The sequence below is a fragment of the Streptomyces sp. NPDC104381 genome (assembly GCF_055583745.1).
Map to the genome: position 1 here is coordinate 614,926 of NZ_JBVJNK010000005.1, position 23,954 is coordinate 638,879.

A 23,954-nucleotide genomic window follows, 5' to 3' on the forward strand; every position below is an offset into this window, starting at 1 on the left:
CGCGGGCCCGGCAGGAACGTCTGCCGGGCCCGCGTCCTATGGTGCGCCGGGTTCAGGCCGCGCGGCGACCGGCGTGCAGGGGCGTGCCCCCGGCCAGTTCCTCCGGGTCCAGGGCCAGCGAGAGCGCGGCCGTGGCCCCCACGTCGGCCAGACTGTGCGCGTCCGGCAGGAGTTCGGCCCCGTGCGTGCCGGGCCGGTGGATCAGCACCGGCACGTACTCCCGGGTGTGATGCGCGTGGCCGATCGTGGGGTCGTTGCCGTGGTCACCGGTGACGATCAGGCGATCGCCCGGTTCCCCGAGCAGCGCCGCGAGCCCGGCGAGCCCGGCGTCCACCCGCTCCAGCAGGCGCCCGTACCGCTCGGTGTCCTGCTGATGCCCCGCCAGGTCCGTCTCCTGCACGTTCGCCACCACCAGGGCGTCGCCCCCGGCGCGTACCGCCTCCAGGGTGTGCGACAGGACATCACCCGTGTCCACGGCCGGATGGCGCTCCGCCGCCTCGCACACCAGGATGTCGGCCGCCTTGCCCACCAGGGTGACCGGGATGCCGGCCCGGGCGGCCAGGCCGGGGAGCTGGCGGGTGTGATCCAGCGGCGCGCCCAGGTGCTGCACCTGGAGCCCGCCGTTGCGGTAGAAGCCCGTGGCCGGGGTGTCCAGCCCGACCGTCCCGCCGTCGCCGGGGCGGACGAAGGAGGACAGCGGGCCGTCCGCGTGCCCGCCGACCGCGATGACGCGGGCGACCGGGGCGACGGAGCGCACGGTCCGGGCGATGGCGAGGATCCCGCCCGGGCCGTCGAACGGCAGGTCGTCGAGGCGGCCGGACGCGTTCCAGTTGATCCCCGGATCGGCCTCCAGGTTGTCGTGGACCAGTACGGCGCCGTCGACGACCAGCAGCGGCTGCCCGTCCGCCCGTTCGGTTCGGTGGCCGGCGGCCCGGAGCGCTTCGGTCACCTCGTCGAGATGATCGGCGAGCCGTGCCACCGTCACCCGGCTGAAGTCCGCGCCCATCATCGTCTGGTGACCGGCGAAGGTGTCCGCACCCGGGTAGCCGAGCGCGGCCCGGCCCGCGGCCACCGGCAGATGCGTCCGGCGGGCCAGGTCCGGATGCGGATGGACCAGCCCGAGCCCCAGCGCCCCCAGCATCGGCAGGCGCAACGGCCGGCCGAACGCGGTGCGGGCATGGTCGAGGACGTGCCCGCAGGTGTCGGCGGCCAGGTCTCCGGGGCGAAGGTCGCCCGCGTCGGGCATGGCGCCGATGCCGAATCCGTCGATGACGACGATGACGGTCTTGGCCATGAGGTGCTCCTTACAGGGCTCGGCCCTGGGCGTCGTACAGGCCGTGCAGCCGCGGAGTGCCGGAGGCTGCTCCGGAGACGACGGCGACGGTCGAACGGGTGACGAAGATCTGGGTGCGGAAGGCGAACAGCGCCGCGTCGCCGACGCGGACGTCCGCGCCTTCGGGGGGCGCGTCGAGCAGCCTGTAGTAGTCGATGTTCTCGGCGGGGGCGTCCACCACGCCCAGGCGGGCGCCGGTACGCGGCAGAAGGGCGCCGCGGATGTGGGAGCGGGCGTAGAACCCGCCGCCGTACACCGCCGGGCGCCCGTCGTCGAGGAAGTGGGCGACCTCGCTGACGTACACATAGGCGGGCTTCTCGGGCTGCGTCGGATCGACGGCGTGCAGCGGGGTGGTGCCGGTGAGGGCATGGCCCGGTTCGCCGTGGGTGGCGCCCAGCTCCGCGAGCAGGGGGAGGGACGCCATCGAGGTGGCGCTGGGCGCGCTGAGCCTCAGGCCGTGGTGCCCACGCGATTCCAGGAGTTCGCGGGCCTTCAGCGCCAGACCGAAGTTGGGGGTGGCGGCCGGCCGGCCCGTGGACGGATCGCACAGGACGCAGGGGAATGCGGTGACGCCCCCGATGCGGATCCCCTCCAGCGCCTCCGCCTCCTCGGCGAGGACGTCCAGCCGGGCCAGCGGTACGCCACCCTCCTGGCCGGGGTAGACGGAGCCGTCGGCGCCCTCCATCCGGATCAGGACGTCCTGGACGAAGCCCAGTTCGCGCGCCGCGTCGGAGACGGCACGGGCGTTGGCCGCATCGAAGACGGTGACGGTCTCCGGGCGGTGGGCGAGCACCTCGGGCAGCGCACGGCGCGGGATCTGGACGAGGTGGCCCACGTTGCCGGGACGTGCTCCGGCGGCCTGAAGGGTGCGGGCCTCGGCCAGGTCGATGGCGGCGGAGCGAGGGATGTGCCGGGCGATGGCCCGGATCAGCTCGGGGTTGCGGCCGAGCTGCTTGACGACGAACCAGAGCCCGACGCCGACCCGTTCCGCCTCGGCCGCCAGCAGCGCGGCGTTCTCCTCGACGGCATCCAGGTCCATGACATAGGTGTCGGGCGGGATCGCGCCGGCTCGGTGGAGGGCGGCCGCGGCGTCGACGAGCCCGGGGTTACGGGTGAGCAGGGTGTCGAGAAACACGGTCAGTGGTCCTTCTGGTCGTCCAGGGCGGCGAGCGAGCTGCGCAGGATGCCGATGACGAGGTCCGCACCGGCCCGCATCGGATTGATGCGCACCGTCCAGTCGGCCAGCTCGGGGGAGTCGTCCAGGGCGGAGCTGGACATGCGGTAGAAGAGCGGGGCGATCTCGTAACGGGAGTTGGAACCGACGGGATACGGCGCCGCTCCGAAACGGGCGGCCACGGCAGGCAGCTCGCGGGCGACGGGACGGTCCAGACGGACGAGCAGACAACGGTCCTGGGCGTTGGCGACGCGTACCTCCGCCACCCCCTCCACCTCTCCGGCCGCCAGCCGCTCCGCGACCTCGGCGCCGACGCGGGACTGCACGGACCACATCACGGGGACATGGGTGAGGGCGCGCAGCGCGTCCAGCGCCTGATGGCCCTGGACCTGTCCGCCGCCCGAGTAGTTGTCCCCCCGGACGTGCGCGACGAGGTCACGGGCACCGACGACGATGCCGACGCCCTCGGGCCCGTGCAGCTTGAACAGGGAGAAGCAGGAGGCGTCGGCGCCCAGCTCCACCCCGGCGGCCGGGGTGCGCATGACGGCGTAGTTGTCGTCGACGATCGTGCGGACCCCGGCCGCGCGGCAGGCCGCGAGCACCTCGGCGGGGTCGTAGGAGTCGCCCAGCCGTTGCCTGGTGTGCTGGACGTACGCCCACCGGAACCGCCCGGACGCGAGGGCCTCCTGAAGAGCCTGTGGGTCGTTGAAGTCCGCCTCGACGGTCCGCACGCCGATGCCCCGCAGCGTGACCTCGGTGGTGCGGTACACCGGGGCGCGGTGGATGAGCAGCGGGTCACCGGCACGGACGGCGGCGTTGAGGGCGGCCCGGATCGCACCCGTGCCTGCGCCCTGCACGAAGGCGGCGTCCTCGGCTCCGAAGAAGTCCGCGAGGACGGCCTCGACGCGGGCGGTGGTGTGCGGACGGCCCAGGCCGGGGACCACGCCGGCGTCGGCCGAGAAGAGCTGGGGCCCCTCGAAGTGGGCGGCGGTCGCCTCCAGCAGCCGGAACTGCTGCGCGACGGCGTCCTTCAGGGAGACCGTCGCCAGTGGGAAGGTCGTCGGCAGTACGGGACTCATGTCAGTTGTCCTCCTCGCTCGCGCCGGTCAGGAAGCGCAGCGGATTGCGGCGGGTCAGCAGATCGATCACGCCGTCGTCGGCGCCCGCCGCCCGGAGCGCGGGAAGAAAGCCCCGGAACAGGTGGCCGTACCCCTGGCCCCCCTCGTCCAGGAGGTAGCCATGGCGGGAGATGTCGCAGCTGAGCAGGACGCGGTCGGCGTGGCCGGCCTCCAGAAGGGCGAGCAGCAGCTCAAGCCGGTCCCGGTCGCTCCGGTACGCCGACTTGCCCACGGTGTCGAAGGCGACGTACGCCCCTCGCGCCGCGAGCTCCCGGTGGACACCCGGGTCGTCGAGCAGGTCCTGGTGACCGATGCTGATCCGGTCCGCCGGCAGGCCCTCACCGGTGAGCAGCTCCAGCTGGGCGAGCCCGCCCCTGCCGAGCTGCGCGTGAGTGGCGACGGAGAGACCCGTGGCCACCGCGGCCCGCGCACCCGCCCGGAGCACCTTGGCCTCGGCGGCCGTCGGGACGTCGCCGTGGCTGCCGATCTCGCCGAGCACACCCGGCAGGACACCGCTGGCGCCGATGCCCTCCTCGACCTCGCGGACGAGGAGACCGGCCAGCTGCTCCACATCGCCCTGCTCGGTCTCCGGCGTGTGGAACGGCTCGTAGTACCAGCCGGTGGCCGCGACGACGGCGACCCGGGCGTCCCGGGAGATCCTGGCCAGGGTCCCGATGTCACGGCCCATGCCCCGGCAGGTCAGCTCGACGACGAGTGAGAGCCCGAACTCCTCACGCAGCGAAGCCAGTTCGGCGGTCACTGCGGCCGAGTGGTGCTCCGGGTGGAGGACGGCCGCGCCGTCACCCCGGCGGTCCAGATCGAGGACGAGGTGCTCGTGCGCGAGAACGGGACCGCGTACGGAGGCGGCGGGCAGCTCTCCGGTGACGGTGCGCAGCGTGCGTGGTGCGGAGCGGTTCATCGTGGGGGTCTCTCTCTCGTACGGCCCGGTCCTGTCCCGGTGTGGTCAGCCCTTGACCGGGGTGAACAGGTCGAGCCAGTACAGGATGTTGAGGAGGATGCCGCCGACGATCACGGCGGCGGGAGCGGCGGCCATCCTCACGACCGGCCGGCCCATCGCCTCGTTCAGCAGGTAGAGACCGCCGACGACGAGGATGCCGAGGCCGCCTCCCATCGCGTTCGCGGCCATCAGCGAACCGAAGAGGATCGCCAGCTGGAGGGTCTCCCCGATGGCGCTGCGCAGATGCTCGGACGAGTCCCGCACACTGGGGAGCTTGCCGAGGATCCTGCCGATCCAGGAGAGCGCCAGGACCTCGACGGCGAACACGACCGCGCCGACCACGGCCGCGAGGAACGGGTTCGGCATGAGGTAACCGATCGGGTACACCAGCGTGAACCCGGCGATCCCGTACGCGCCGGAGGCCAGCGCGGTCGTCGCGATGAGCGGGATGAAGCCGAACACCCGGTAGAAGTCCACCTGGGCCGCTTCGGAGTACTGCCCCTTCGCGATCAGGAAGCTCGTCGCCTCGCCGCCGCCGAATATGTGCATCTGGGCGAGCACACAGACCCCCGCGCCCAGCACCATGAACAGCGGCAGATACCTGCGCAGCCGGGCCGCGCTGGCGCTGAAGAGGGACGCCATCGGATCGTCCTGCGGGACCTCCTCGACGACACCCTCCGCCCGGTCGGCCCGGCGCTGCCTGACGTCCTTGGAGACCGCAAGCCCGATGAGCATCAGCACACCGGCCGCCATGGCGAGCGCCCCGGCGAACATGTTCGGCCACAGCTTCATGGTCATCACGACGAGGACCAGTTCGAGGGCGCCCGCGACACCGCCCCACCTGCGGCCGAACTGCTTGGTGATGGCGAGCACCGGGAACAGCGTGAAGAGGAACAGGATCGGTGTCGACATCTGCTGCATCGCGGTCAGGAAGTCGACCGGGAGGTCGTGCGCCACGTTGTTCGCGCCGTTCAGCCCGAACACGACGACGGCGCCCCAGGCGGCACCGAGGACCGGGGCGAGCCACTTCTTCGGCGACAGCATCCCGAGGATGTCGGTGGGCAGGAAGACGAGCCACGGATTCAGCACACCGGTGGACAGCGCCATCGGGGCGCCGAGCCCGAAGATGAACCCCGCGGAGAGACCGAAGGAGACAGCCGTCGTCGCGCTGCGGGTGGTGCGCCCCTGGATGAAGTCCAGCAGGAAGGGACGTACACCGTCATTGAAGACGGCCAGGGCCATGTGCGAGATGTAGGCCGTCAGCGCGCAGAGGGCGATCACGGTCAGTTGCTGGGCCAGCGTGAAGTCCAGGCTGGTACCGGCGGCGAGTGTGGTGCTCACGAGTCACTCCTTGGTGCCCGGGACGATGCGAGGAGCCGCGGGTCAGCCGCGGGCGGCGATGGCGCGCGCCATCATGGGGGCGATGGCGTCGATCTGGTCCATCGAGAAGCCGAAGACCTTCTTGCCCTCGGCGAGCAGGGCGGAGATCTCGTCCTCGGTGGGCACGCTCCGCCCGAAGGTGTGGCAGGCGGCACTGCCCATGAGGCCGACGAGTACGCCCAGGGAGGCGCCGGCGCCGGTGTGACAGGTGCCCAGGTAGTAGTCGGCCTGGCCGGCCCGGAGCTTCATCGCGGCGTCCATGTCGCTGGAGGGGACGACGTCGAGCGCGTCGATCCCGAGTCCGCCGATGGCCCGGGTGACCTCGACCTTGCCGACTCCACCGGTGAGGATCTTCGTCATCGCTGTTCTTCTCCCTGTATTCGTCGTATTCGTTCGTGAGCGGAGTGGGATTCGTGTGCGGGGTGCGGGGTGTCCGTACAGCCGGACGCCGCCGGTCAGGGCGTGGGCGGGGAAGGGGACTGCTGAGCGAGCACGGCCAGGTGCATGCCGAGGAAGTTGACCTCCGACTCGGGGAGCGCCGCCCCCAGCTGCCGCTCGGCACGCACCGAGACGGCGCGGGCCCGGGCGACGGCGCCGGGGTGCCCGGCGAGCTCCGCGGCGACCTGGTCGTCGGTGAGGAACTGCTCGATCGGCTCCCCGTCCAGCAGGCGGCCGAGCGCCATCATCAGATGACTGGTGAGCATCCCGGCCGTCGCCTCGGTGACGGTCAGGCCCTCGGACTCCAGCGAGGTCAGTTCGGCGGTGACGAAGTCGGCCACCTCGGGCCTGACCTGACCACCCTCGCGGAAGAGCTGGAGCCGCAGTGCGAGCTGGTCGTCCATGGTGATCCTCCTAAAATCAACAGTAACCAGGATTCTGTATTTTCAGGACGGGCGACGCTCCGGAAATATGAGACTCCGGTCACCGGCCCGCCACCGGTCAGTAGGAGGGGATGCGCTCACCCCTCAGGACCTCACCCTGCAACCGCGTCACCAGGGACAGATCGAGCGAGGCACGGATCGCGGCCAGCGCCGTCGCCCCGTCGGACCGGCAGATCACCGCGGCGCTGGAGTTGCGCAACGCCAGCTCCCGGGTCACCTCGTCACCGAGCGGCAGCACGTCGACACCGAGCCCGACCCGGCCCCGCGCCTCGTCGAGATTCCACACCGTCGCGTCCACCTCGTCACGGGAGAACAGATCGGGCAGCTGCATGTACGAGGCCTCCCGCCACTCGATGTCCTCCCGGCCGGCGAAGACCCGCTCGACGAGCATCCGCAGATCCTCCGAGGTGTGGTCGATGGCCACCCGCAGCCCCGGCGCCCGGAGATCGACCCCATGGCGTACGAGCATGCCGTGAGCACCCACGTACGTGGCGGGCCCGAGGTCCGCCACCAGCTCCACCGGATGCTCCGCGATCAGCTGGTCGGCGGCGAGACGTGACAGGACGACCAGGTCGGCCTTGCCTTCCAGCAGCGCGGCCGTACGGGCACCCGCACCCCGCATGAACGTGACCGCGAACGGCGCGCCCGCCGCCTCGAAGGCACCGCGCAGCCCGGTCGCCAGACCCTCGTAACGACGGGAGTAGGGGAGCGGCATGGCGGCGAGGAGAGTGCCCAGCCCGGACAGCCGCCACAGGATCGTGCGGTCCGAGCTGACGAGGAACGTCCCGAGGTGGCCCCGGGCCGTCGTGACGATCGCCCCGGACTGCTCCAGCAGCTGAAGGGCCGCCTGCACCGTGCCGTTCCCGCAGCCCAGCTGCTCCGCGAAGTCCCGCACGCGGGGCAGGCGGGTCTCCGGCTCGTGGTGCAGGAGCACGGCGGCCAGCTGCCGGGCGGCGAGGCCGTTGCGCGTGAGGAAGCGGGCGTCCAGGTCGTTCACAAATCAAACAGTAAACAGGATTCTGGATACTGACAAGGCTCGGTGGAACCGGATTCGTCCCCGGCCTGACGACCCGGCTGACGGCCCGTGACCGCCGCGCACCGGCACCGCGAGCGCGCGGTTCCGTGCGGATCGACAATGGCGGCAGGCGGCCGGAGCCCGAGAGCGCGGCCGGACGTTCACCGGCGGGAGGCGTGCGGCATGAGAACACGGCCACGGCCGTCCCACCACGCCTGCCCGGCGCGCCGGCGCGGCGCCCCACGCGTGGAAGCCGTACGCGGGAAGAGGGCCCGAGCATGACCCCCCAGGCGGGGCGGCCGGCGATCCTGCGCAGAGCCCTCCGCATCACGCTCGCGGCGACCGCCGGCTTCTACCCGCTCCTGTACGCCGCCGAACGGCCGACCGCGGCGCTCTACGCGCTCTTCGCCCCCATCGCCGTCGGCCTGCTCTCCGCCATCCCCGGATCCGGCCGCGGACAGGCCCTCGTGATCCTGCGGGTACTGCCCCCGGCACTGGCTCTCGCCGCACTGGGGACGGCTCTCGCGGTCAACACCTGGGCGGCGACCGGCGGCATGCTCGCCGTCGGCTTCCTGCTGGCGTTCGCCGCAGTGGCCGGCCCGCGCGCGGCCGGCGCCGCCCCGGGCCTCCAGCTCTTCTACATCCTGGCCTGCTTCCCGCCGTACGACCCGGAGTCGCTCGGGGAGCGGCTGACCGGGCTGGCCGTGGGAATCCTGCTTCTCGCGGCCACCGAGATCCTGCTGCCCGACCCGCCCGTGCGGGCCTACCGCCACCGGCTCGCGGACGCCATCGACACGGCTGCCCGCGGAGCCGCCGACGCCGGGGTGCCACCACGGGACCTGCGCGAGGCCGGTGCGAGGATGCGCCTCTCACGGCTCCCGCCGTCGGAACGCCCCGCCGGTGCGAGCCGGACGGACCGCGCACTGGACCAGACGGGCCGCGCGGTACGCCGGCTCCTCGACCAGCTCGCGGCCCTCGCCGAGCTCCCACCGGCAGCCGACCCGGCATCGGCCGCCCTCCTCGACGAGGTCGCGACCGTGTGCGACACCTGTGCGCGGTCCCTGCGCACCGGGCGCCCCCCACCGGCACCCGGAGCACTGGAGCAGGCCATGCGCGAATTCCAGTCGGCACGCGCCGGCCCGGCTTCCGGGGCGCCCACGCCAGATCCGCCACCCCGGACCGACGTACTGCGACGCCAGTCACGGGTACTGGCCCTCGCCGAATCGGCACGGATCATGGAAGTCGCCGTCGACATCGCGGCCAACGGCAGACCGGCCGACCAACCCGCCCCGCACGACCTCTTCTGGTACGCCGGACTCTCCACGCCGAGGCTGTGGGCACGGCGCGTCCTCGGCAACATCACGCTGCGGTCGGTGCTCTTCCAGAACGCCGTCCGGATCGCGCTCGGCCTCGCGGCCGCCCGGCTGGTCGCCGGCTCCCTCGACCTGGCCCACGGGTTCTGGGTGCTGCTCGCCGTGCTGACCCTCGGACGTACGACGGTGGGCGCCGCCTGGAAGGCGGTACGCGAGGCCCTCGCCGGCAACGCCGTCGGGGCGCTGGCGGCGGGAGCGCTCCTGATCGGGCTCGGCACCCACACCGACGCGTACGCCGCCCTGCTCGCCCCCGCCATGCTGGTGGGGTTCTCCCTGGGCCCACTACTCGGAATCGCGTACGCGCAAGGGCTGTTCACCCTGGTCGTGGCCACCGCCTTCGCCCAGATGGCGCCCGTCACCTGGCAGCTGTCCGAGGCACGGATGATCGACGTCGCCACCGGAAGCGTGATCGGCCTCCTGTGCGGACTCCTGGCCTGGCCGGCCGGGGCCCGGCGCGAGGCCGTCCGCGCCATGGCCGCACTGCTGCGCACCTGCGGCACGCTGGTCCCGCCCACCGCGGAGGACCTGCTCACCCCGGCACCCGTGACGCCGGCCCCGCCGCGGACCCTGCCGAGCGTGCACCGGCTGCGCCTCGCCGAGGCGGCGTACGCCCAGTACCGCAGCGAGTCCGGAACGGCGGCCGAGGACACCGGCCCCGACTGGCACGCGGTGCTCCTCGTCGCCGACCACATCCTGATGGGCGCCTATCGACTGCCCCGCTTCGGGCTCCGGCCCGCAACCGGCCCCTCGTACCCCTGCGCCGACTGGGCCCGGGCCGCGGCGACCCACCTCGAACGGGAGACCGGCCGGATCGCCTCCCTGCTCACCGGAGACACCCCGGCCCCCGGCACGCCCCCCGTGCCCCCACCGGAGCGCTGCTCGCCGGCCACCCTCTCCGTCGACCTGGAGATGTGGATGACGAGCCTCGCCCTCCAGCTCACCCGGCTCGAGGCCTCCACCGCCCGGGCACACGGCGGTCCGGATCCCCGAAAAGGCCTGCCGAGCGGTAACCGGAGCGCCCGCTCAAGGTGCCGCGCCCCGCGCGATGAGTAGCATTTCGGATGAGAAGGGGGAGCCTCGGGCCAGGGCGTGAGAACCTCCACGACCGGACCGGGACCGCACACCGAACCAGCGGACCGAGGTGGCGACCGATGGCGGACGACCGTAAGCGGTACCCGGGCCTCCTCACCCCGGTCGGCCATGTGGAACCGGTGCCCCGACGCGTCAGGGGAACCATCGGCGGACACCTCGTCTTCGACACCCGCCGCGCCCTGTACGTATGGGAATGGCCCCCCTACCCCCAATTCAGCGTCCCGGCCGACGACCTGGTCGACGGAGTGCTCACCGACGAGCAGCACGTCGAGACGCTCGGCGCCTGGCCCGCCCGGCGCCAGACGCTCCGGGCCGGATCCGAGGTCCGGGAAGGCGCGGCCTGGGTGTGGGACGACACCGCCCCGGAGCCCGTCCGGGGCACCGTACGGTTCGAGTGGGCGGCGCTCGACTCCTGGTTCGAGGAGGACGAGCCCGTCTTCGTCCACCCCAGGAGCCCGTACGCCCGGGTGGACGCGCTGCGCTCGTCCAGCAGCGTCCGCGTCGAACTCGAAGGCGTCGTGCTGGCGGAAGCGCCCAGCTGCGTCACGCTGTTCGAGACCGGCCTGCCCACCCGCTACTACCTCGACCGCACGCACGTCGACTGGGCCCGGCTGCGTCCCTCCGACACGGTGACCCGCTGCCCGTACAAGGGCACGACGACCGGCTACTGGTCGTTCGACGGCGCCACCGCCCGCCACGACGACATCGCCTGGGCGTACGACTTCCCGACGGTCCAGGTCAACCGCATCGCCGGCATGGTCGCGTTCTACAACGAGCACGTCGACCTCCACGTCGACGGCACGCCGCTCCCGAGGCGCTCCCCTCCGGCCCCGTAGAACAGCGGCTCAGAGCCCGGTGACCTTGGCGCTCGCCGAGATCTCGTAGACCAGGGTGACCGTGCGGTGGCCGTCCGGCGGGAGCGTGACGTCCCAGCGGACGATCCCCTCGGCGTCGACCGTGCCGGGCTCGGGGGAGCAGGACTCCCGACGCAGACCGACCTCCACGGCCGAGACCTCGGAGACCGGGAGCCGCTCCCGCAGGACGACCACCCGGTCCCCCTGCTCACCGGGAGCGGAGAACCGCGACAGGTGCAGCCGGACCGTGCGCGTGATGACGCTCCGCTGGGTGATACCGGCCGTCTCCCGCGTCTCCTCGGTGTGCCGGACCACCCGGTGGTCGTCGCAACTGCCGAAGGCCAGTTCGACCGGGGCACCGGGGGCGGAGAACTCCACCGTGCCACGGCCGGCGAATCCACTGCCGCGCACCAGGTCCACGGGCCCGGCGAGCAGCGCGTGACCGGCCAGGTTGTCGAACCGCACGACCCGGGTGACCAGAGGGGACAACTCGGGTGAGCAGGCGTACTCACTCCGGGCGTCGGTGCTGAAAACGGAAAGCGGCACACGGTGCGCACGCCCGTCGCCGGGTACGGAGACGGGCGCCGGGGCCCGCAACACCCGTACCTCCCCTCCGTCGTCCACCCCCGGAAGGCCCACGACCGGGGCAGGACCGAGACTCCCGATCTCCTCCTCGCGCAGCTCGACGCCGACCGTGCGGCGGTCCGCGGCGGAGCGGTCCATGAGCGTCAGCCGGTCCTCACCCAGACGCGGCGGATCGGTGGCCAGCGCCGAACGGGCCGTCGACAGCGTCAGCCGTACGTCCGACCAGTCCTCGCCGGTGCGCTGCCAGACCATCGCGTCGGTCTCCAGCGTCAGGGAGCCCCCGTCGAGCACCGCCCGGTAGGCGGGCCGCCACAGCGCACACGAGGTGAGGTGACTCAGCCGCAGCCCGACCGGCCCTGCGGCCGCGGTCTCCACGGTCAGCTCGACATGACCGACGAGCTCCGCCGGCTGCTCCTCCGACGCGTGGAGGGCCCGCTCGGTCTGCCCGAGCTCATCGGCCAGAGCCGCCAGCTCGGCCTCGACGACACGCGACTGCTCCCCGCACGAGGCACGTTCCCCGTCGACCCGGTCCAGCTCACCCGACCAGCGGGCGCTGTCCGTCTCACCCGCGCCCGCACCCTCGCCGATGTCCCGCAGCAGATCCGCCGCGAGCCGGCCGAGGAGATCCCGTCGGGCCTCCAGCCGGTCGCGCCGCCGCTCCAGGGCGAGTTGCTCGCCCCGCAGGGTGTGCACCCGCAGCCGCAGAGCGGAGTCGTCCTCCGCGTCAGGCACCGGACCGCGCGGTTTCCAGCTGCGGGTGATCCGTACGTCGAGCACGGTCGCCGGGTGATCGGCGGTCAGCTCGGCGTGGAGCGTCCGGTCGACGGCCAGTGCGCTGACCGGGCCGAGGCGCAGCCGCTGGACCCCTGCCTCCAGGTCGAGCACGACGGCACGCTCGACGTGTGCGCGGTCCTCCAGGCAGGTCACCGCGGTGACGGGAAGAGCGATCGGCTTCTGAGTCGTGGTCATGGCGTCTGTCAGCTCCTGCGGTTGCCGCCGACGATGGCCTTGCCGGCCGGCATTCTGATCTCGTAGCCGCCGTCGAGCACGGCGGTGCCACCGGCGGGCAGGTCCACCCGCCAGACACGGGTGCCCGGGGCGTGGCGATCGGGCCCCGGGCCCTCCCCGGGTGCCGTCCAGTCGGCCCGCTCCTCGATCCGTACATCGGGTTCGGAGGTGACCGGCACCCTCTCGCGGACCTCGACCGTGGCGGGGCCGGTGAGTCGGTTCGCCAGTTCCACATGGATTCGGTGGTCGAGCACCGTGGTGCTGTTGCGCAGCCCCGACGTCGACTCGTGCACGTTCGTACGACGGATGACCTGGATGCCTTCCGCCGGCCCGAGCCCCACCCTGCGGACGCCCCCGGGGGCGAGCGTGGGCAGGGCGGCGGTCAGCAGGAAGTCGTCGTCGACGGTGACTTCCACCGGACCGGCGAGAAGCGCCTGATCCGTGGAATTGGAGAGCACCAGGGTGGCGTACACCGTCTGTTCCACGGACGGCACGCACAGGTACTCGGTGTGCGTGCCGACGGCGATCTCACCGACGGTGACGGTGTGCCAGGTGCCGTCCGACGGAATGTCCACGCGGGCGGCCGTGTCGAAGCGGTGGTCGAAGGACCCCGCCGACTCCCGGGGCCGTACGGCGTGTCCCGGCAGCGGGAGCCCGGCCACCGACTCGGCGCGGCGCCGGTACTCGGCCGCCACCGGGTCGAAGGGGGCTCCGGGGAACAGCCTTCCTCTACGGTCACCCTGCTCGTCGGCGCCGCACAGGACGAGAGCGGCGTAGTCGAGCTCGGCGCCGCTCGGCTGCGGAGGACCTGACGGCTGAGCCGGCGGCGGGGCGCCTCCGGGCGCCGAGGGCGCCGCGGCGGCGGGAGCGGGGGAGGGCACGGCACCAGCGCCTCTGCGGGCCCGGGCCGGCGGCGCGGCGGGCATCCCGCCGGCGAAGGCCTCGGACGAGGCACCCCCCGGCACCGGAAGCCCGCCGACGGGCGGCGCGCCGTACGCCACCGGCGGCGGGGGAGGCGGCGGCAGGGGCCCCGCGGCGTGGGCCACCGGCGCGGCGGCCGCGGCGGGGCGGGGACGCGCCGCGTCGTACCCGGTGAACAGGTCGGCGAGACCTGCCGGGGGCTCGCGCCAGCCGGAAGGCGCGGACGCCGGCTGACTGCGCCCGATCCGGATCGAACGGAGCCTCGGCAGGCCCGTCCCTCGCCGCAGGTCGGCCGTGGCCAGGCCGACGGCCACACCGCTCCAGTCCTCGCCGGTGCGCTGGGCCACCGAGGCGCGCAGCACCAGCCGGCCACCGTCCTCGCCCTGACGGCAGGCGAGCCGGTAGGCCGGCACCCAGAGGGCGCCCGGCACCCCGTATTCGAGCTCGATCCCCACCTCGGCACCCGGGGCCCCGGCGCCGGACACATCGATCGTCAGGAGGGCCGACACCGTGGTTTCGACGTGCGCCTGCGGTACGTCGGTGGAGGCGCGGGCGAGTTCGTCCTCGGCGACTTCGAGCTCGTGCCCGGCACTCCGCAGCGCCTCCTCCAGCTCGACGAGGCGGGTGTGAAGCCCCGTCAGCCGGTCGTCCACGAAGCCACCCAGCTCCAGCCACGCGTCGACAGGGGTGCGACGGTGCCCGTCCTCACGTCTGCGGGCCGGCGGGACGGGGCGCAGCCCCCTGATCTCCTCGATCAGGCTCAGCTGGTGGTCCCGGCGCCCTCGCGCCGCGGCGCACTCCTCGCGCAGCCGCTCGACCCTGCTCCGCAGGCCGTCGGGCGCCGGCGCGGCGAGCGGTTCGGCCTCGACCTCCATCCGGGCCTCGCCGACGCGCACCCCAGGGGCGCCCTGGACACGGGCCCGAAGCGAACCAGGGTCCAGCGAGCGGGGCAGCCCCGTCACCCGCACCCCGCCGTCCGGTGGCACGATGCCCCGGGCAAGGCGGCGGCAGAGCGCACCCTGTTCGTACACCACCACGGAGTCGAGCGTGGACTCCCACCTGTGAACCGTCTCGGCCGTCATGCTTTCCGCCCCCCGTCGGTGCCGGGTGCAGTTTATGCCCGGGCCGTTCGGCGCGTCCCCGCCGCCCCGTCCGGTGACGGCGGCTCACGGGCGCGGCACGCACGCCGCTCAACCCAGCGGCCAGGCCTCGATGTCGCGGTAGTGGATCGGCCCACGGCTCCTGCCGACGTTGCTGCCGACCAGATGCAGACGTCCGGCCGGCCACCGCAGTCCGCTGAACCCCGCGAACCCCTCGGCGATCTCCGCCGCCGAGGTGAGGTCCCCACGGCGGGCACGCGCCAGGGTCAGATGGGGGCGCAAGGGGCGTTCCTCGAAGGCGACACCGCAGGCCTTGACCGCGGAACGCACATCCGCGGCGAGCATGTGCAGCTCGTCGAGGTCTCCCTCGATCCCGCTCCACAGGACCCGGTCGTCGAAGACACCGCTGCCGCGCAGGGCCAGGCAGGGCGGTCGGTGGTCCGCCGCGAGGGCGGCGAGCGGCCGGTGCAGGAGCGGAACGGTCCCGACCGGAAGCTCCCCGAGGAACGCCAGGGTGATGTGCCAGTCCTCGATGCGGTTCCAGCGCATCCGAGGGTACGCGTCCTGAGCGGGGCGCAGTTCCCGGGCCAGTTCGTCCTTCGCGTGGTCGGGCGGGGCGAGCGCGATGAACACGCGAACGGTCGCGGGCTGAGTCTGTTCGTTCACACAGCACTTCGTACAGCATGCCGGTGACCCCGCGCCGGGCCGGGTGCCGTGGGGACTCCCCACGGCACCCGAGCCGGCTGTCGGGGCTGGATCAGTTCGGGTTGTCGCCGTGGGTCAGCGTCTCCCAGGCCACGAAGAGGTTGTTGCTGCCCGCCGGACGGTTCCGCTCGGTCAGCCGCTGGGTGTTGGTCATCGCGATGCCGAGGCGGTTGTGCAGGGCGTTGTAGCCGACCTCGGTGACGGGGCCGAGGCCGGTGTTCAGCGACCCGCCGCACAGCCAGCTCGGCGCGGCCTCGCCGAGCTCGTACTTGGACTGGAAGCCGAGCGCCTGTCGCAGCCGCTCGCCCACGTCGGTGCCGTAGAGGTCCTGGCCCTGGATCCGGCTGGTCTCGGCGACATGGGCGATGGCCGAGATGCCGTAACCGGTGTGTGTGAAGTCGCGGCAGGTCTCCTGGGTCAGTCCGGTGACGAAGGTGGACTGCCCCTGCCAGTAGTTGACGATCTTCGCGGTGGTGTCGAGGTTCTGGCTCGGGACGGTCCTGGGCACGGCTCCGTCGGAGGCGAGGTAGACGTACGCGGCCGTACGCGTCCGGAACTTCGCCATGGCCTTGTCGTAGGACGTCTTGTCGTCGAGGAAGACGGAGATGCCGACGGCGGCCTCCATCATCGACAGCTCCCAGTTGCCGTTGGAGTTGGAGCCGTTGATGATCTTGGGCAGATAGACGTCGCGCAGCATGGTCGCGAAACGCCCGGAGTTGGACCACGTCCCCGTGTAGGTGTGCTTGATGATCTCGGCCGCCTTCGGCCAGGAGGAGCCGGCCCAGCCGGTCTGCAGCGGGGCGTTGCTGTTGGTGTGGCTCTTGATCACCGCCGACCAGGCGTCCATCAGCTCGATCGACTTCTTCGCGTACCGCTCGTCGCGCGTGATGTACCAGGCGAGCGCGTTGGTGTACGCGGCTATCGCGTCCTCACGCTCGTCCGTGCAGCCGTAGTTGGGGTTGGAGTAGGAGCCGCACTCGACGGTCGCGCGGGGCTTGGCGGCGCGGTTCTGATCGGCGTACTTGCTCGCCATCATCTGGTCGTACGCGCCCTTCCAGGGCTGGGCGCCGGCGTTGACCTTGCCGCGGGTGAAGTCCAGCTGCCCCTTGGAGACGGTGACTCCGGGGTGCGCGAATGCGGCGGGGGCGGCCTCGGCCTGCTGGGTGCCGGGCAGGGAGAGGATGCCGGCCACCAGGGCGGCGGTCGCGGTGGCGGCGGTGACCATGAGCGCGGGACGCCGTCCGGCGCGGTGCGATGCGGAGATGCGAGGCATGTGGGGGGCCATCCGTTCGTGTATGTGAACGATGCTCGGAGTGTTGAACGATCGCGCTGATCGGTGACCATAGGTACAGACCATGAGGCCGTCAAGACCTCGCGGGGGATCCGCAGCTCAACTGCCGTTCAAGGATGAGAACGATCCGAAGGCGGCGCGGGGAACGGGGAGTTACGCCGTACAGGCGGTGACCCGACGAGGTCGGGCGTCGTTGATCCGGTGACCGATATCGGACGGCTGGTTGGGGTACTGATGGTGACGGCTCGGCAGAAGCGCTCCCGGGCGGGCGTCGTGCTCCGGTGCGGTGCCGCGACATGCGCGCTGGTGCTCACCGGCTGCGGCGCCGCAGCCGACAGGGGTGACGCGAAGTCGCCGGCGGGCACGTACGCGGCTGCCGCGACCGCCGCTTCGGCCGCTCAGGATCTCCCGGCGCCCCCTGAGGCCGAGGCCCAGGCACTGAAGGCGTACGGCTCGATGTGGGCGGAGCGGACGAAGGCGTACCGGGCCGCTTCGGCGGAGGGGACGGACCTGAAGCTGTACCTGGCGCCCGGCGCCTGGGACACCGTCGAGGCGGACCTGGACCGTATGAACAGGGAACGGACCCAGATGCGAGGTGACCTGCGGCACGAGCCGGAGATCACCACGCTCACCGTCGACGCGCGGCCCCCGACGGCGACCGTGAAGGACTGCGTGGACGCCTCGACGTGGCGGACCCTCGACACGACGACGGGCTGGCGCCTCCCACCGCCGTCCGGCCGTCCGGCGAGGTACGTGGCCACGGCGACGCTGCAACACGGAGAGCGGTGGACGGTCACCGAGTACACCGAGGACAGGACCCGCGCCTGCTAGAGCATCCTCCGGTGACCGGTGGCCTGCTGGAGCGTGCTCCGGTGACCGGTGGGCAGGGCCGCCAGCCGATGCGTCAGGAGCCCGGTCATGGCGCGCACCCCTTGGCCGATCGCGCGCTCGTCCCCCGCGAACTCGGGCGAGTGCGGCCCCTCGTCGATCCCCGCATCGGTGTTCGCCACGCCGAGTTAGAGCTGCGCGCCGGGAGCCTCGTTCACGAACAGTACGAAGTCCTCGCAGTTGTACGGCCACGATGCCCGGGCCCACAGGACGGACTCCGGCCCCAGCGTCGTGCTCAGGTACGTGCCGGCGGCCGTGCTGAGCTCCGCCGAGCTCGTGCCGGTGGGGTACGGGCTGCAGTGCAGTGGGTAGAACTCGCGCGGCGCGAGCTCCTGCACCAGCCCCGTGTCCAGCATCGCGCGTGCGCCCTGCAGGGGCTCCTCGGCCGGCCGGAACAGGAACACCAGCCGCCCCCGCACCTGCTCGGAGCGCCGGGCCGGCGTCCTGGCCACGCCGACACCGATCGCGGTGTGCAGGTCGTGCCCGCACAGGTGCGCGACACCGGGGACGCGTGAGGTGAAGCCCGTCCAGCACCGCGACGACCCGGTGCCCGCCGACTCCGGTGGTCACCTCCAGCCCAGCCGCGCGCAACTACTCCGCGACCAGCCCGGCCGTCTCCCGCTCCTCGCCCGCGAGTTCGGGTCCGCTGTGGATCTCCCGGCGCAGCTCGATCAGTTCCTCGTCCAAGGACATGGAGACAAGATCGCGAGACCGGGCGCCGGCGCGCGACCGCGTTGTCGGAGCGCAGTCGCGGGTCCGCGCACGGCGACCGCGCTGCATGGCCTGGACCAGCTCAGGGACTCAGTCGCGTACGGCCTTCGCATCGGTACGCTCGGCGACCGGCACGTCCAGGGGGCGGGCGAGCCCGACCACTCCTTCGTCGAGGCGCTGCAGATGACGCAGCACGCGGAAGGTCACCGTGCCGGAAGGCTCGGTGCCGGAGCCGTCGTCCCGCAGCGTCGAGGCGATGCTGGCACTCGACTCGACCTCGCCCGGCGCCCCCTCCTCCTCGACATGCGCGGCGAGCACCCCGATGTTGTGCGCGATCCGCTGCCCGGCCCGGTGGAGCCGGGGGTCAGCCGCGATGGTCTTGCTGTGCGGCACGAGCTCGGCCGTCGCCGCGAGCGAACGGGCGTGGTAGGCGCACGTCTCCAGGAGCGCCACCAGATAGCGGACGGTCCGGCGCCGGCCGCGCAGCGGGGTGATCGGATAGGTCAACGGATTGGTGGAGTCCCGCAGCTCGTCCAGCGCCGTGTCCAGACCGCGTGCCTTGCTGAGCAGATCGGACGCGGGCCCACCGCTGAGCTGCTCCACCGCCGCCGACGCGACGTCACCCAGCCGCTCCAGGACCGTTCCCAGCAGCTCGTCGGTACGGCGGTCGGTGCGCACCGGCAGCACCAGCACGGCCGCGATGACACCGCACGCGGCGCCGATCGCGGTCTCCTCGATGCGCAGCACCAACACGTCGAAGCTGTACGAGTTCAGCAGGGTGTACAGCAGACCCAGCATGGCCGTCACGAAGAAGGACATGACCGCGTACGACAGCGGAGCGGTGAAGAACATCGCGAAGATGAAGACGAGGACCAACGCGAACGAGACCCACGTGTGGTCACCGACCAGCCCCGCCAGCGCCACTCCGGCGACGGCGCCGAGGAGGGTGCCGAGGAGCCGCCGGTACCCCTTGATCAGGATCTCGCCGGTCGAGGCGGTGTTGAGGAAGACGACCCAGCAGGTGAGAACGGCCCAGTACCAGCGCTGGTCGGAGAGGAGCTCGCCACCGATCATGGCCAGTACCGAGCCCACCGAGACCTGGAAGGCCGCCCTCGTGGTGGGGCGCCGCAACCCCGCGGGGTCCTCGTTTTTGGACGTCTCGGAGGAGGCGAGCGCGATGTCCTCCGCGTCGAACTCCTCGCGGGAACGGATGGTGGCCGGTGAGTCGTCGGACTCGTCCTGGGGACCGTCCAGCGCGAGCCGCAGACCCAGGACGGACCGGGCGGCCTCACCGATCCCGCGAAACGCGTCCTGGATGCCCGAGGGCGCCGCCGGAAGCCTCTCCTCGTCCCGGTAACCGAGCAGCCTGTTGCGTATGTGGGCCACCGCCGTGCCCCCGTCGCGCGACGCGGGCCGGTTCACCAGGAGGTGCAGGGCCTTGAGGTCACGGCGCAGGGCTATGGTCGCGTCGTCCTCGGCCGGCCTCCAGTCCCCGGTGAGCGGCACCGGAGCATGCGGCAGATGGAGGGTCAGGGTGTCCGCGCGCTCCACGCTGCGCGCGTTCAGCAGGAGCATGCCCAGTCGCTCCGTGGCGATCTCGGCGTCCGCGACGCGGCGTTGGACCAGCGCCGCCTTGTCCGCGTCGTCGGTGCCCTCCTCCAGGCGGTCCTGGATCATCAGCGCGGCTTCGTGCAGCCGCGCCGTGTGCAGCCGCATGTCGTCGAGGACCTTCTCCAGCTGCCCGGGACCGGCGTCGAGCAGCTCGATCTGCACGGAGACCAGCTGGGCCAGACGCGTCCGGAACGCGTCACGCAGCCGGGTCAGAACGCGTTGGGGTGTCTCCGGGACGATGCCGAACCGCACCACCGCGCTGGAGCCGAACCCGACGGCCAGGGCCAGATACAGCGCCGGCAGGGCGGACGGCGCGGCGCCCACGAACAGGGCGAGGAAGTAGATCTGGAAGCCGATGAGCCCGAGCGCGGTGGCGCGCTCGCCGAACCGCCGGAAATAGACGGCACCGAAGATGAGGACCACGAAGAACAGATCCCCGGCGACGACCCGCGAGTTCAGCAGAGCGGCCAGCGACATCGCGGCCAGCGCGACCGGCAGGCCCAGGGCGAGCGTCACCGCCTGGTCACGTACCACCTTGTCCTTGACGGCGAAGGTGGCGGTCATCGCGGTCATCGCGCCGGTGACCATATGGGAGACATCGGTGCCCAGCAGGGCCAGAACCACCAGCGTGAGCGCGATCGCCGAGACCGTGCGCAGCCCCGCAGTGAGACGCAGCAGCCCCGGATCGGAGGCCGCGAACCGATCCCACACCATGGCCCCGCCCCGCCGCCGCACTGCCCTCACCCTGCACTTTCTTCCGCCACCAGCCCTGATGCACGTGCCGTTCAGCATCGCACGGCAGGGAACCCGAGGGCGAACACGGGCCCCGCAGACGGGACGGCACCGCACGGCTGTCTCCCGGCATCACCCCGGAGGCCGGGTCTCAGCGCGGCACGCGATAGGTCACATGGGTGACGGAGTCCGCCGCCCGCGACTCCACCTGCTCCAGGTCCAGCGGCGGCACGCCGTCGAACAGCCGGGTGCCCGCGCCGAGCGTGAACGGCACGATGTGCATGCGCAGTACGTCGATCAGGCCTGCGGCGAGGTACTGGTTGACGGTGGTCGCGCCCCCGTGGATCGACACGTCACGGTCCCCGGCCGCCTCGCGTGCCTGCCGCAGGGCGCTTCCGATGCCGTCCGTCACGAAGTGGAACGTGGTGCCACCCTCCATCGGCTGCGGGTCGCGCGCATGGTGGGTCAGCACGAAGACGGGTGCGTGGTACGGAGGATCCTCGCCCCACCAGCCCTTCCACCGCCGGTCCCAGGGGCCGCGCACAGGACCGAACATGTTGCGGCCCATGACGAAGGCGCCGACCGAGGTCAGCCGGTCGAGCTCGGCCTGCCGCAGCTCAGGGGTCTCGAACATCCAGGAGTGGAGCCGGCTGCCCCAGCCGTCGCCCGCGTCGTCGCCGAACGGACGTTGCTCGGACTGCCCGAGCCCTGCCGAGTATCCGTCGGCCGAGACGGAGAGGTCTGCGATCACCCGGCCCGAATGTGTGGTCACTGTTCTGTCCTCCTGAGGGTGGGCACGGTCGCGGTTCGGTGCCATGGGACCGGATGCGACCGGGACATGGGACAACGCGCGGCGGGGTCCCGGGTGACGGGCACCCCTTGCCGAAACCTCTGAACACCTCTGAACGGGTTAAAGGCGGGGGCTAAATCGGAGGGTGCGGGCTGTTAGTGTCCGGAGCGGAGGTGGACAGGTATGGCATCCGAGGAAGAACTGTTCGCGTCGGTCGACGCTCTGCTGGAGGAGGGGCCTCAGCTCCCGCCCCCGTCGGAGCGCGCCCGGCTTCGAGAGGCCGCCGGAATCACGCAGGCCCGACTGGCGCAGGCCCTGAAGTCGACGACGCAGACGGTCAAGAATTGGGAGAACGGCCGTTCGGAGCCCAAGCCGCCACGCCTGGAGGCCTACCAGCGCCTGCTGAACGGCTGGGCGGAGAAGTTCCCCGCCCACGGCCACGGTTCCGGGACCGCCCACGGCATCAGCACCGGTACGGCTCACGGCACCGGTTCAGGTACCGCTCATGGCATCAACACCGCCATGGGCACCGGCCACCCCCACCCCCCGTCGCCCCCCTACGCGGCCGCCGTTCCTCCGCCGCAGCCCGCCCCCGAAACACCCACCGCCCCGGCCCCCGCCCCGACGGCCCCCGCATCCCCCGCCCGTCGTGTCACGGCCGCGCACCGCCTCCCGGACCGTACGGCCACGCCCGCCGCGGACCCGCGATTCCCCCACGGTCCGCTCGCGGTCCTGGACGGCGACGGTTCCGCGTACGGCGTCGACGGCATCGTCCTGGACTGCCCGGCGACCACGGTGCCGGAGCTGGTGCAGTGGACCCTCGCCGAGTCCGGCCTCGGCGCCCCGCGTCTGCACCGCAACGGCAAGGACTCCGACCCGCTGATCGCCCTCACCGCCGCCGCAGCGGTGAAGCTCGGCCTCCCCGAACGCCTGGAGGGCTTCGAGCAGCGCCGCTCCCTGCGGCTGCCCGAGGACCACCCCGTGGTCAAGCAGGTCACCAAGGCGAAGTGGAAACTGACCCGGCGCGGGTTCGGCCCCTGGGCGCGGATCTACCGCCCCGCCACGACCGGACAGCGCCAGTGCGTACAGCTCGCCGTCCTCTCGTGGGACGCCCTCGACGCGAGGTCCTGGCCGGGCGTCGAGGACATGGAGCCCGCCGACATCGCCCGGGTCCTGGGTGTCTACGCCCAGCGGGTGATCACCCCGCGCGGCAGCACCGCCGTATCCGGCCTGGAACTGATGACCGCCCTGCGCCCGCCCACCCGGGCCGTGCAGGACAAGGACAGCGGGAACTGGGTGCCCGGCCACAACCCCGGCTCGCTCGGTACGGAACCGATGGACCCCGCCCCACCGGAAGCCAGGCCCGAACACCCCGTCGCCCAGGGCTGGAAGGGAGGCTTCCTCGACGAGGAGGCCTACCAATGGGTCCGGGACGTCCCGCTGCTGTCGGACGACGAGTGCCTCCTGCCGTACGCCGTCGGCCTCGACCTGAACACCGCGTTCCTCGCGGCGGCGGCCCGGCTCACGGTCGGGCTGTCCGCCCCCGACCACTTCCACCAGCCGCGGTTCAACCCGAAGATCCCCGGCTGCTGGTTCGTCGACCTCTCCCACATCGACCTGGACCCGCGACTGCCCTCACCGTTCACCCCGACCGGCGAACGCCCCGACGGCCCGGCCTGGTACCAGACGCACACCGTCGCCTACGCCCAGGAGCTCGGCCACAACGTCACCCCGGTCGAGGCGTTCCTGCGCCGGGAGACCGGCGCCTACCTGGACCCGTGGCACGACCGGCTCAGGACCGCCTACATCGACACGCTCGCCGACCTCGGCGTCACCAAGGACCTCACCGACACCGAGTTCCTCACGGCGATGGAACACCACAAGCAGAACGACCCGGCCCTGGCCGCCGTACTCGCCGCCATCAAGGCGACGGTCAAGGGCGGCGTCGGCAAACTCCGCGAGGGACCGCAGGGCAAGCACTACCGCGACGGTGAACGATGGCCGGCCCTGGAGCGCCCGACGTGGCGCCCCGACATCCGGGCCGCCGTCATCAGCAAGGCCCGGGTCAACATGCACCGCAAGCTCGCCAACATGGCCAGGATGACGGGCCTCTACCCGCTCGCGGTGCTGTCCGACTGCGTCGTCTACCCGAGCGGGGGAGCCTCACCGCTGGACTTCCTGCCCTACAGCGCCTCCGGGAAGCCGCAGCCAGGGGGGTTCCGTCTCGGGCTGTCCCCGGGCATGGCCAAGCTGGAAGGCGTCCAGGAGATGGCCTGGGCGGTGGACCTGATGGAGAGGGGCTTCAACCCCGCCCGTCACATCAAGGGCGGGGACGCCGTCCTCGACGAGGGCGAATAGGTACCAGGGGCCCGAGCCGCCGACAGCCCGCCGTCGAGCCCGGCACGGGGCCCGACGAGGCATCCTCCGGCCCGCC

20 protein-coding genes are annotated in these 23,954 nt (G+C 72.3%); 4 read left to right on the forward strand and 16 right to left on the reverse strand.

Translation table 11 applies throughout. From position 1 onward, the window contains the following. Window positions 1-52: 52 nt before the first annotated feature. The 8 genes from ACZ607_RS20565 to yhfZ form a co-directional block, all read right to left on the reverse strand. Entirely contained in the window at window positions 53-1,294 is a 1,242-nt protein-coding gene (locus ACZ607_RS20565) for a phosphopentomutase (RefSeq protein ID WP_469736487.1), read from the reverse strand. Window positions 1,295-1,304: 10 nt separating this feature from the next. Next, the gene (locus ACZ607_RS20570; RefSeq protein ID WP_469736489.1) at window positions 1,305-2,468 is read right to left on the reverse strand and encodes an alanine racemase; all 1,164 of its coding nucleotides are present in this window, start codon (window positions 2,466-2,468) and stop codon (window positions 1,305-1,307) included. Window positions 2,469-2,470: 2 nt separating this feature from the next. Continuing rightward, window positions 2,471-3,586: an aminotransferase class V-fold PLP-dependent enzyme gene (locus ACZ607_RS20575; protein ID WP_469736491.1), complete on the reverse strand. Its 1,116-nt coding sequence runs from the start codon at window positions 3,584-3,586 to the stop codon at window positions 2,471-2,473. A gap of 1 nt (window position 3,587) precedes the next feature. Further along, a complete protein-coding gene (locus ACZ607_RS20580; RefSeq protein ID WP_469736493.1) occupies window positions 3,588-4,544 on the reverse strand; it encodes a phosphotriesterase family protein in 957 nt (318 codons plus the stop codon). A gap of 45 nt (window positions 4,545-4,589) precedes the next feature. Next, window positions 4,590-5,924: a YhfT family protein gene (locus ACZ607_RS20585; RefSeq protein ID WP_469736494.1), complete on the reverse strand. Its 1,335-nt coding sequence runs from the start codon at window positions 5,922-5,924 to the stop codon at window positions 4,590-4,592. Window positions 5,925-5,966: 42 nt separating this feature from the next. After that, window positions 5,967-6,323: a DUF2620 domain-containing protein gene (locus tag ACZ607_RS20590; protein WP_469736496.1), complete on the reverse strand. Its 357-nt coding sequence runs from the start codon at window positions 6,321-6,323 to the stop codon at window positions 5,967-5,969. A 95-nt stretch (window positions 6,324-6,418) separates the two neighbouring features. Continuing rightward, window positions 6,419-6,805 (reverse strand): transcriptional antiterminator, encoded by a 387-nt coding sequence (locus ACZ607_RS20595; RefSeq protein ID WP_469736498.1) that lies wholly within the window; start codon window positions 6,803-6,805, stop codon window positions 6,419-6,421. Between the two features lie 97 nt (window positions 6,806-6,902). Then, window positions 6,903-7,841, reverse strand: a complete 939-nt coding sequence (yhfZ, locus tag ACZ607_RS20600; protein ID WP_469736500.1) for a GntR family transcriptional regulator YhfZ — start codon at window positions 7,839-7,841, stop codon at window positions 6,903-6,905. Between the two features lie 296 nt (window positions 7,842-8,137). Between yhfZ and ACZ607_RS20605 the strand changes: the two genes are divergently transcribed. Both ACZ607_RS20605 and ACZ607_RS20610 read left to right on the forward strand, forming a co-directional pair. Next, the gene (locus tag ACZ607_RS20605; protein WP_469736502.1) at window positions 8,138-10,285 is read left to right on the forward strand and encodes an FUSC family protein; all 2,148 of its coding nucleotides are present in this window, start codon (window positions 8,138-8,140) and stop codon (window positions 10,283-10,285) included. A 98-nt stretch (window positions 10,286-10,383) separates the two neighbouring features. Continuing rightward, window positions 10,384-11,160, forward strand: a complete 777-nt coding sequence (locus ACZ607_RS20610) for a DUF427 domain-containing protein (RefSeq protein ID WP_469736504.1) — start codon at window positions 10,384-10,386, stop codon at window positions 11,158-11,160. A gap of 9 nt (window positions 11,161-11,169) precedes the next feature. On the opposite strand, the gene ACZ607_RS20615 is transcribed toward ACZ607_RS20610, so the two are convergent. The 4 genes from ACZ607_RS20615 to ACZ607_RS20630 form a co-directional block, all read right to left on the reverse strand. Continuing rightward, window positions 11,170-12,732, reverse strand: a complete 1,563-nt coding sequence (locus ACZ607_RS20615) for a mucoidy inhibitor MuiA family protein (protein WP_469736506.1) — start codon at window positions 12,730-12,732, stop codon at window positions 11,170-11,172. A gap of 8 nt (window positions 12,733-12,740) precedes the next feature. Continuing rightward, window positions 12,741-14,774: a DUF4139 domain-containing protein gene (locus ACZ607_RS20620; RefSeq protein WP_469736508.1), complete on the reverse strand. Its 2,034-nt coding sequence runs from the start codon at window positions 14,772-14,774 to the stop codon at window positions 12,741-12,743. A gap of 108 nt (window positions 14,775-14,882) precedes the next feature. Then, entirely contained in the window at window positions 14,883-15,458 is a 576-nt protein-coding gene (thpR, locus tag ACZ607_RS20625; protein ID WP_469736510.1) for an RNA 2',3'-cyclic phosphodiesterase, read from the reverse strand. 91 nt (window positions 15,459-15,549) lie between these two features. Beyond that, the gene (locus ACZ607_RS20630) at window positions 15,550-16,722 is read right to left on the reverse strand and encodes an alginate lyase family protein (protein WP_469736645.1); all 1,173 of its coding nucleotides are present in this window, start codon (window positions 16,720-16,722) and stop codon (window positions 15,550-15,552) included. A gap of 300 nt (window positions 16,723-17,022) precedes the next feature. On the opposite strand from ACZ607_RS20630, the gene ACZ607_RS20635 reads away from it, so the two are divergent. Then, the gene (locus tag ACZ607_RS20635; RefSeq protein ID WP_469736512.1) at window positions 17,023-17,619 is read left to right on the forward strand and encodes a secreted protein/lipoprotein; all 597 of its coding nucleotides are present in this window, start codon (window positions 17,023-17,025) and stop codon (window positions 17,617-17,619) included. Here the strand turns inward: ACZ607_RS20635 and ACZ607_RS20640 are convergent. From ACZ607_RS20640 to ACZ607_RS20655, 4 genes are all read right to left on the reverse strand, one after another. Then, window positions 17,616-17,798 carry a hypothetical protein gene (locus ACZ607_RS20640; protein ID WP_469736514.1) on the reverse strand — a complete coding sequence of 61 codons (183 nt, stop codon included), beginning with the start codon at window positions 17,796-17,798 and terminating at the stop codon, window positions 17,616-17,618. The genes ACZ607_RS20635 and ACZ607_RS20640 overlap by 4 nt on opposite strands. A 6-nt stretch (window positions 17,799-17,804) precedes the next feature. Beyond that, entirely contained in the window at window positions 17,805-18,167 is a 363-nt protein-coding gene (locus tag ACZ607_RS20645; protein WP_469736647.1) for a M20/M25/M40 family metallo-hydrolase, read from the reverse strand. Window positions 18,168-18,477: 310 nt separating this feature from the next. After that, window positions 18,478-20,712 (reverse strand): FUSC family protein, encoded by a 2,235-nt coding sequence (locus ACZ607_RS20650; RefSeq protein ID WP_469736516.1) that lies wholly within the window; start codon window positions 20,710-20,712, stop codon window positions 18,478-18,480. Between the two features lie 169 nt (window positions 20,713-20,881). Further along, the gene (locus tag ACZ607_RS20655) at window positions 20,882-21,502 is read right to left on the reverse strand and encodes a dihydrofolate reductase family protein (RefSeq protein ID WP_469736518.1); all 621 of its coding nucleotides are present in this window, start codon (window positions 21,500-21,502) and stop codon (window positions 20,882-20,884) included. 201 nt (window positions 21,503-21,703) lie between these two features. Between ACZ607_RS20655 and tap the strand changes: the two genes are divergently transcribed. Then, a complete protein-coding gene (gene tap / locus ACZ607_RS20660; RefSeq protein WP_469736520.1) occupies window positions 21,704-23,878 on the forward strand; it encodes a telomere-associated protein Tap in 2,175 nt (724 codons plus the stop codon). The last annotated feature ends 76 nt before the right edge of the window (window positions 23,879-23,954 follow it).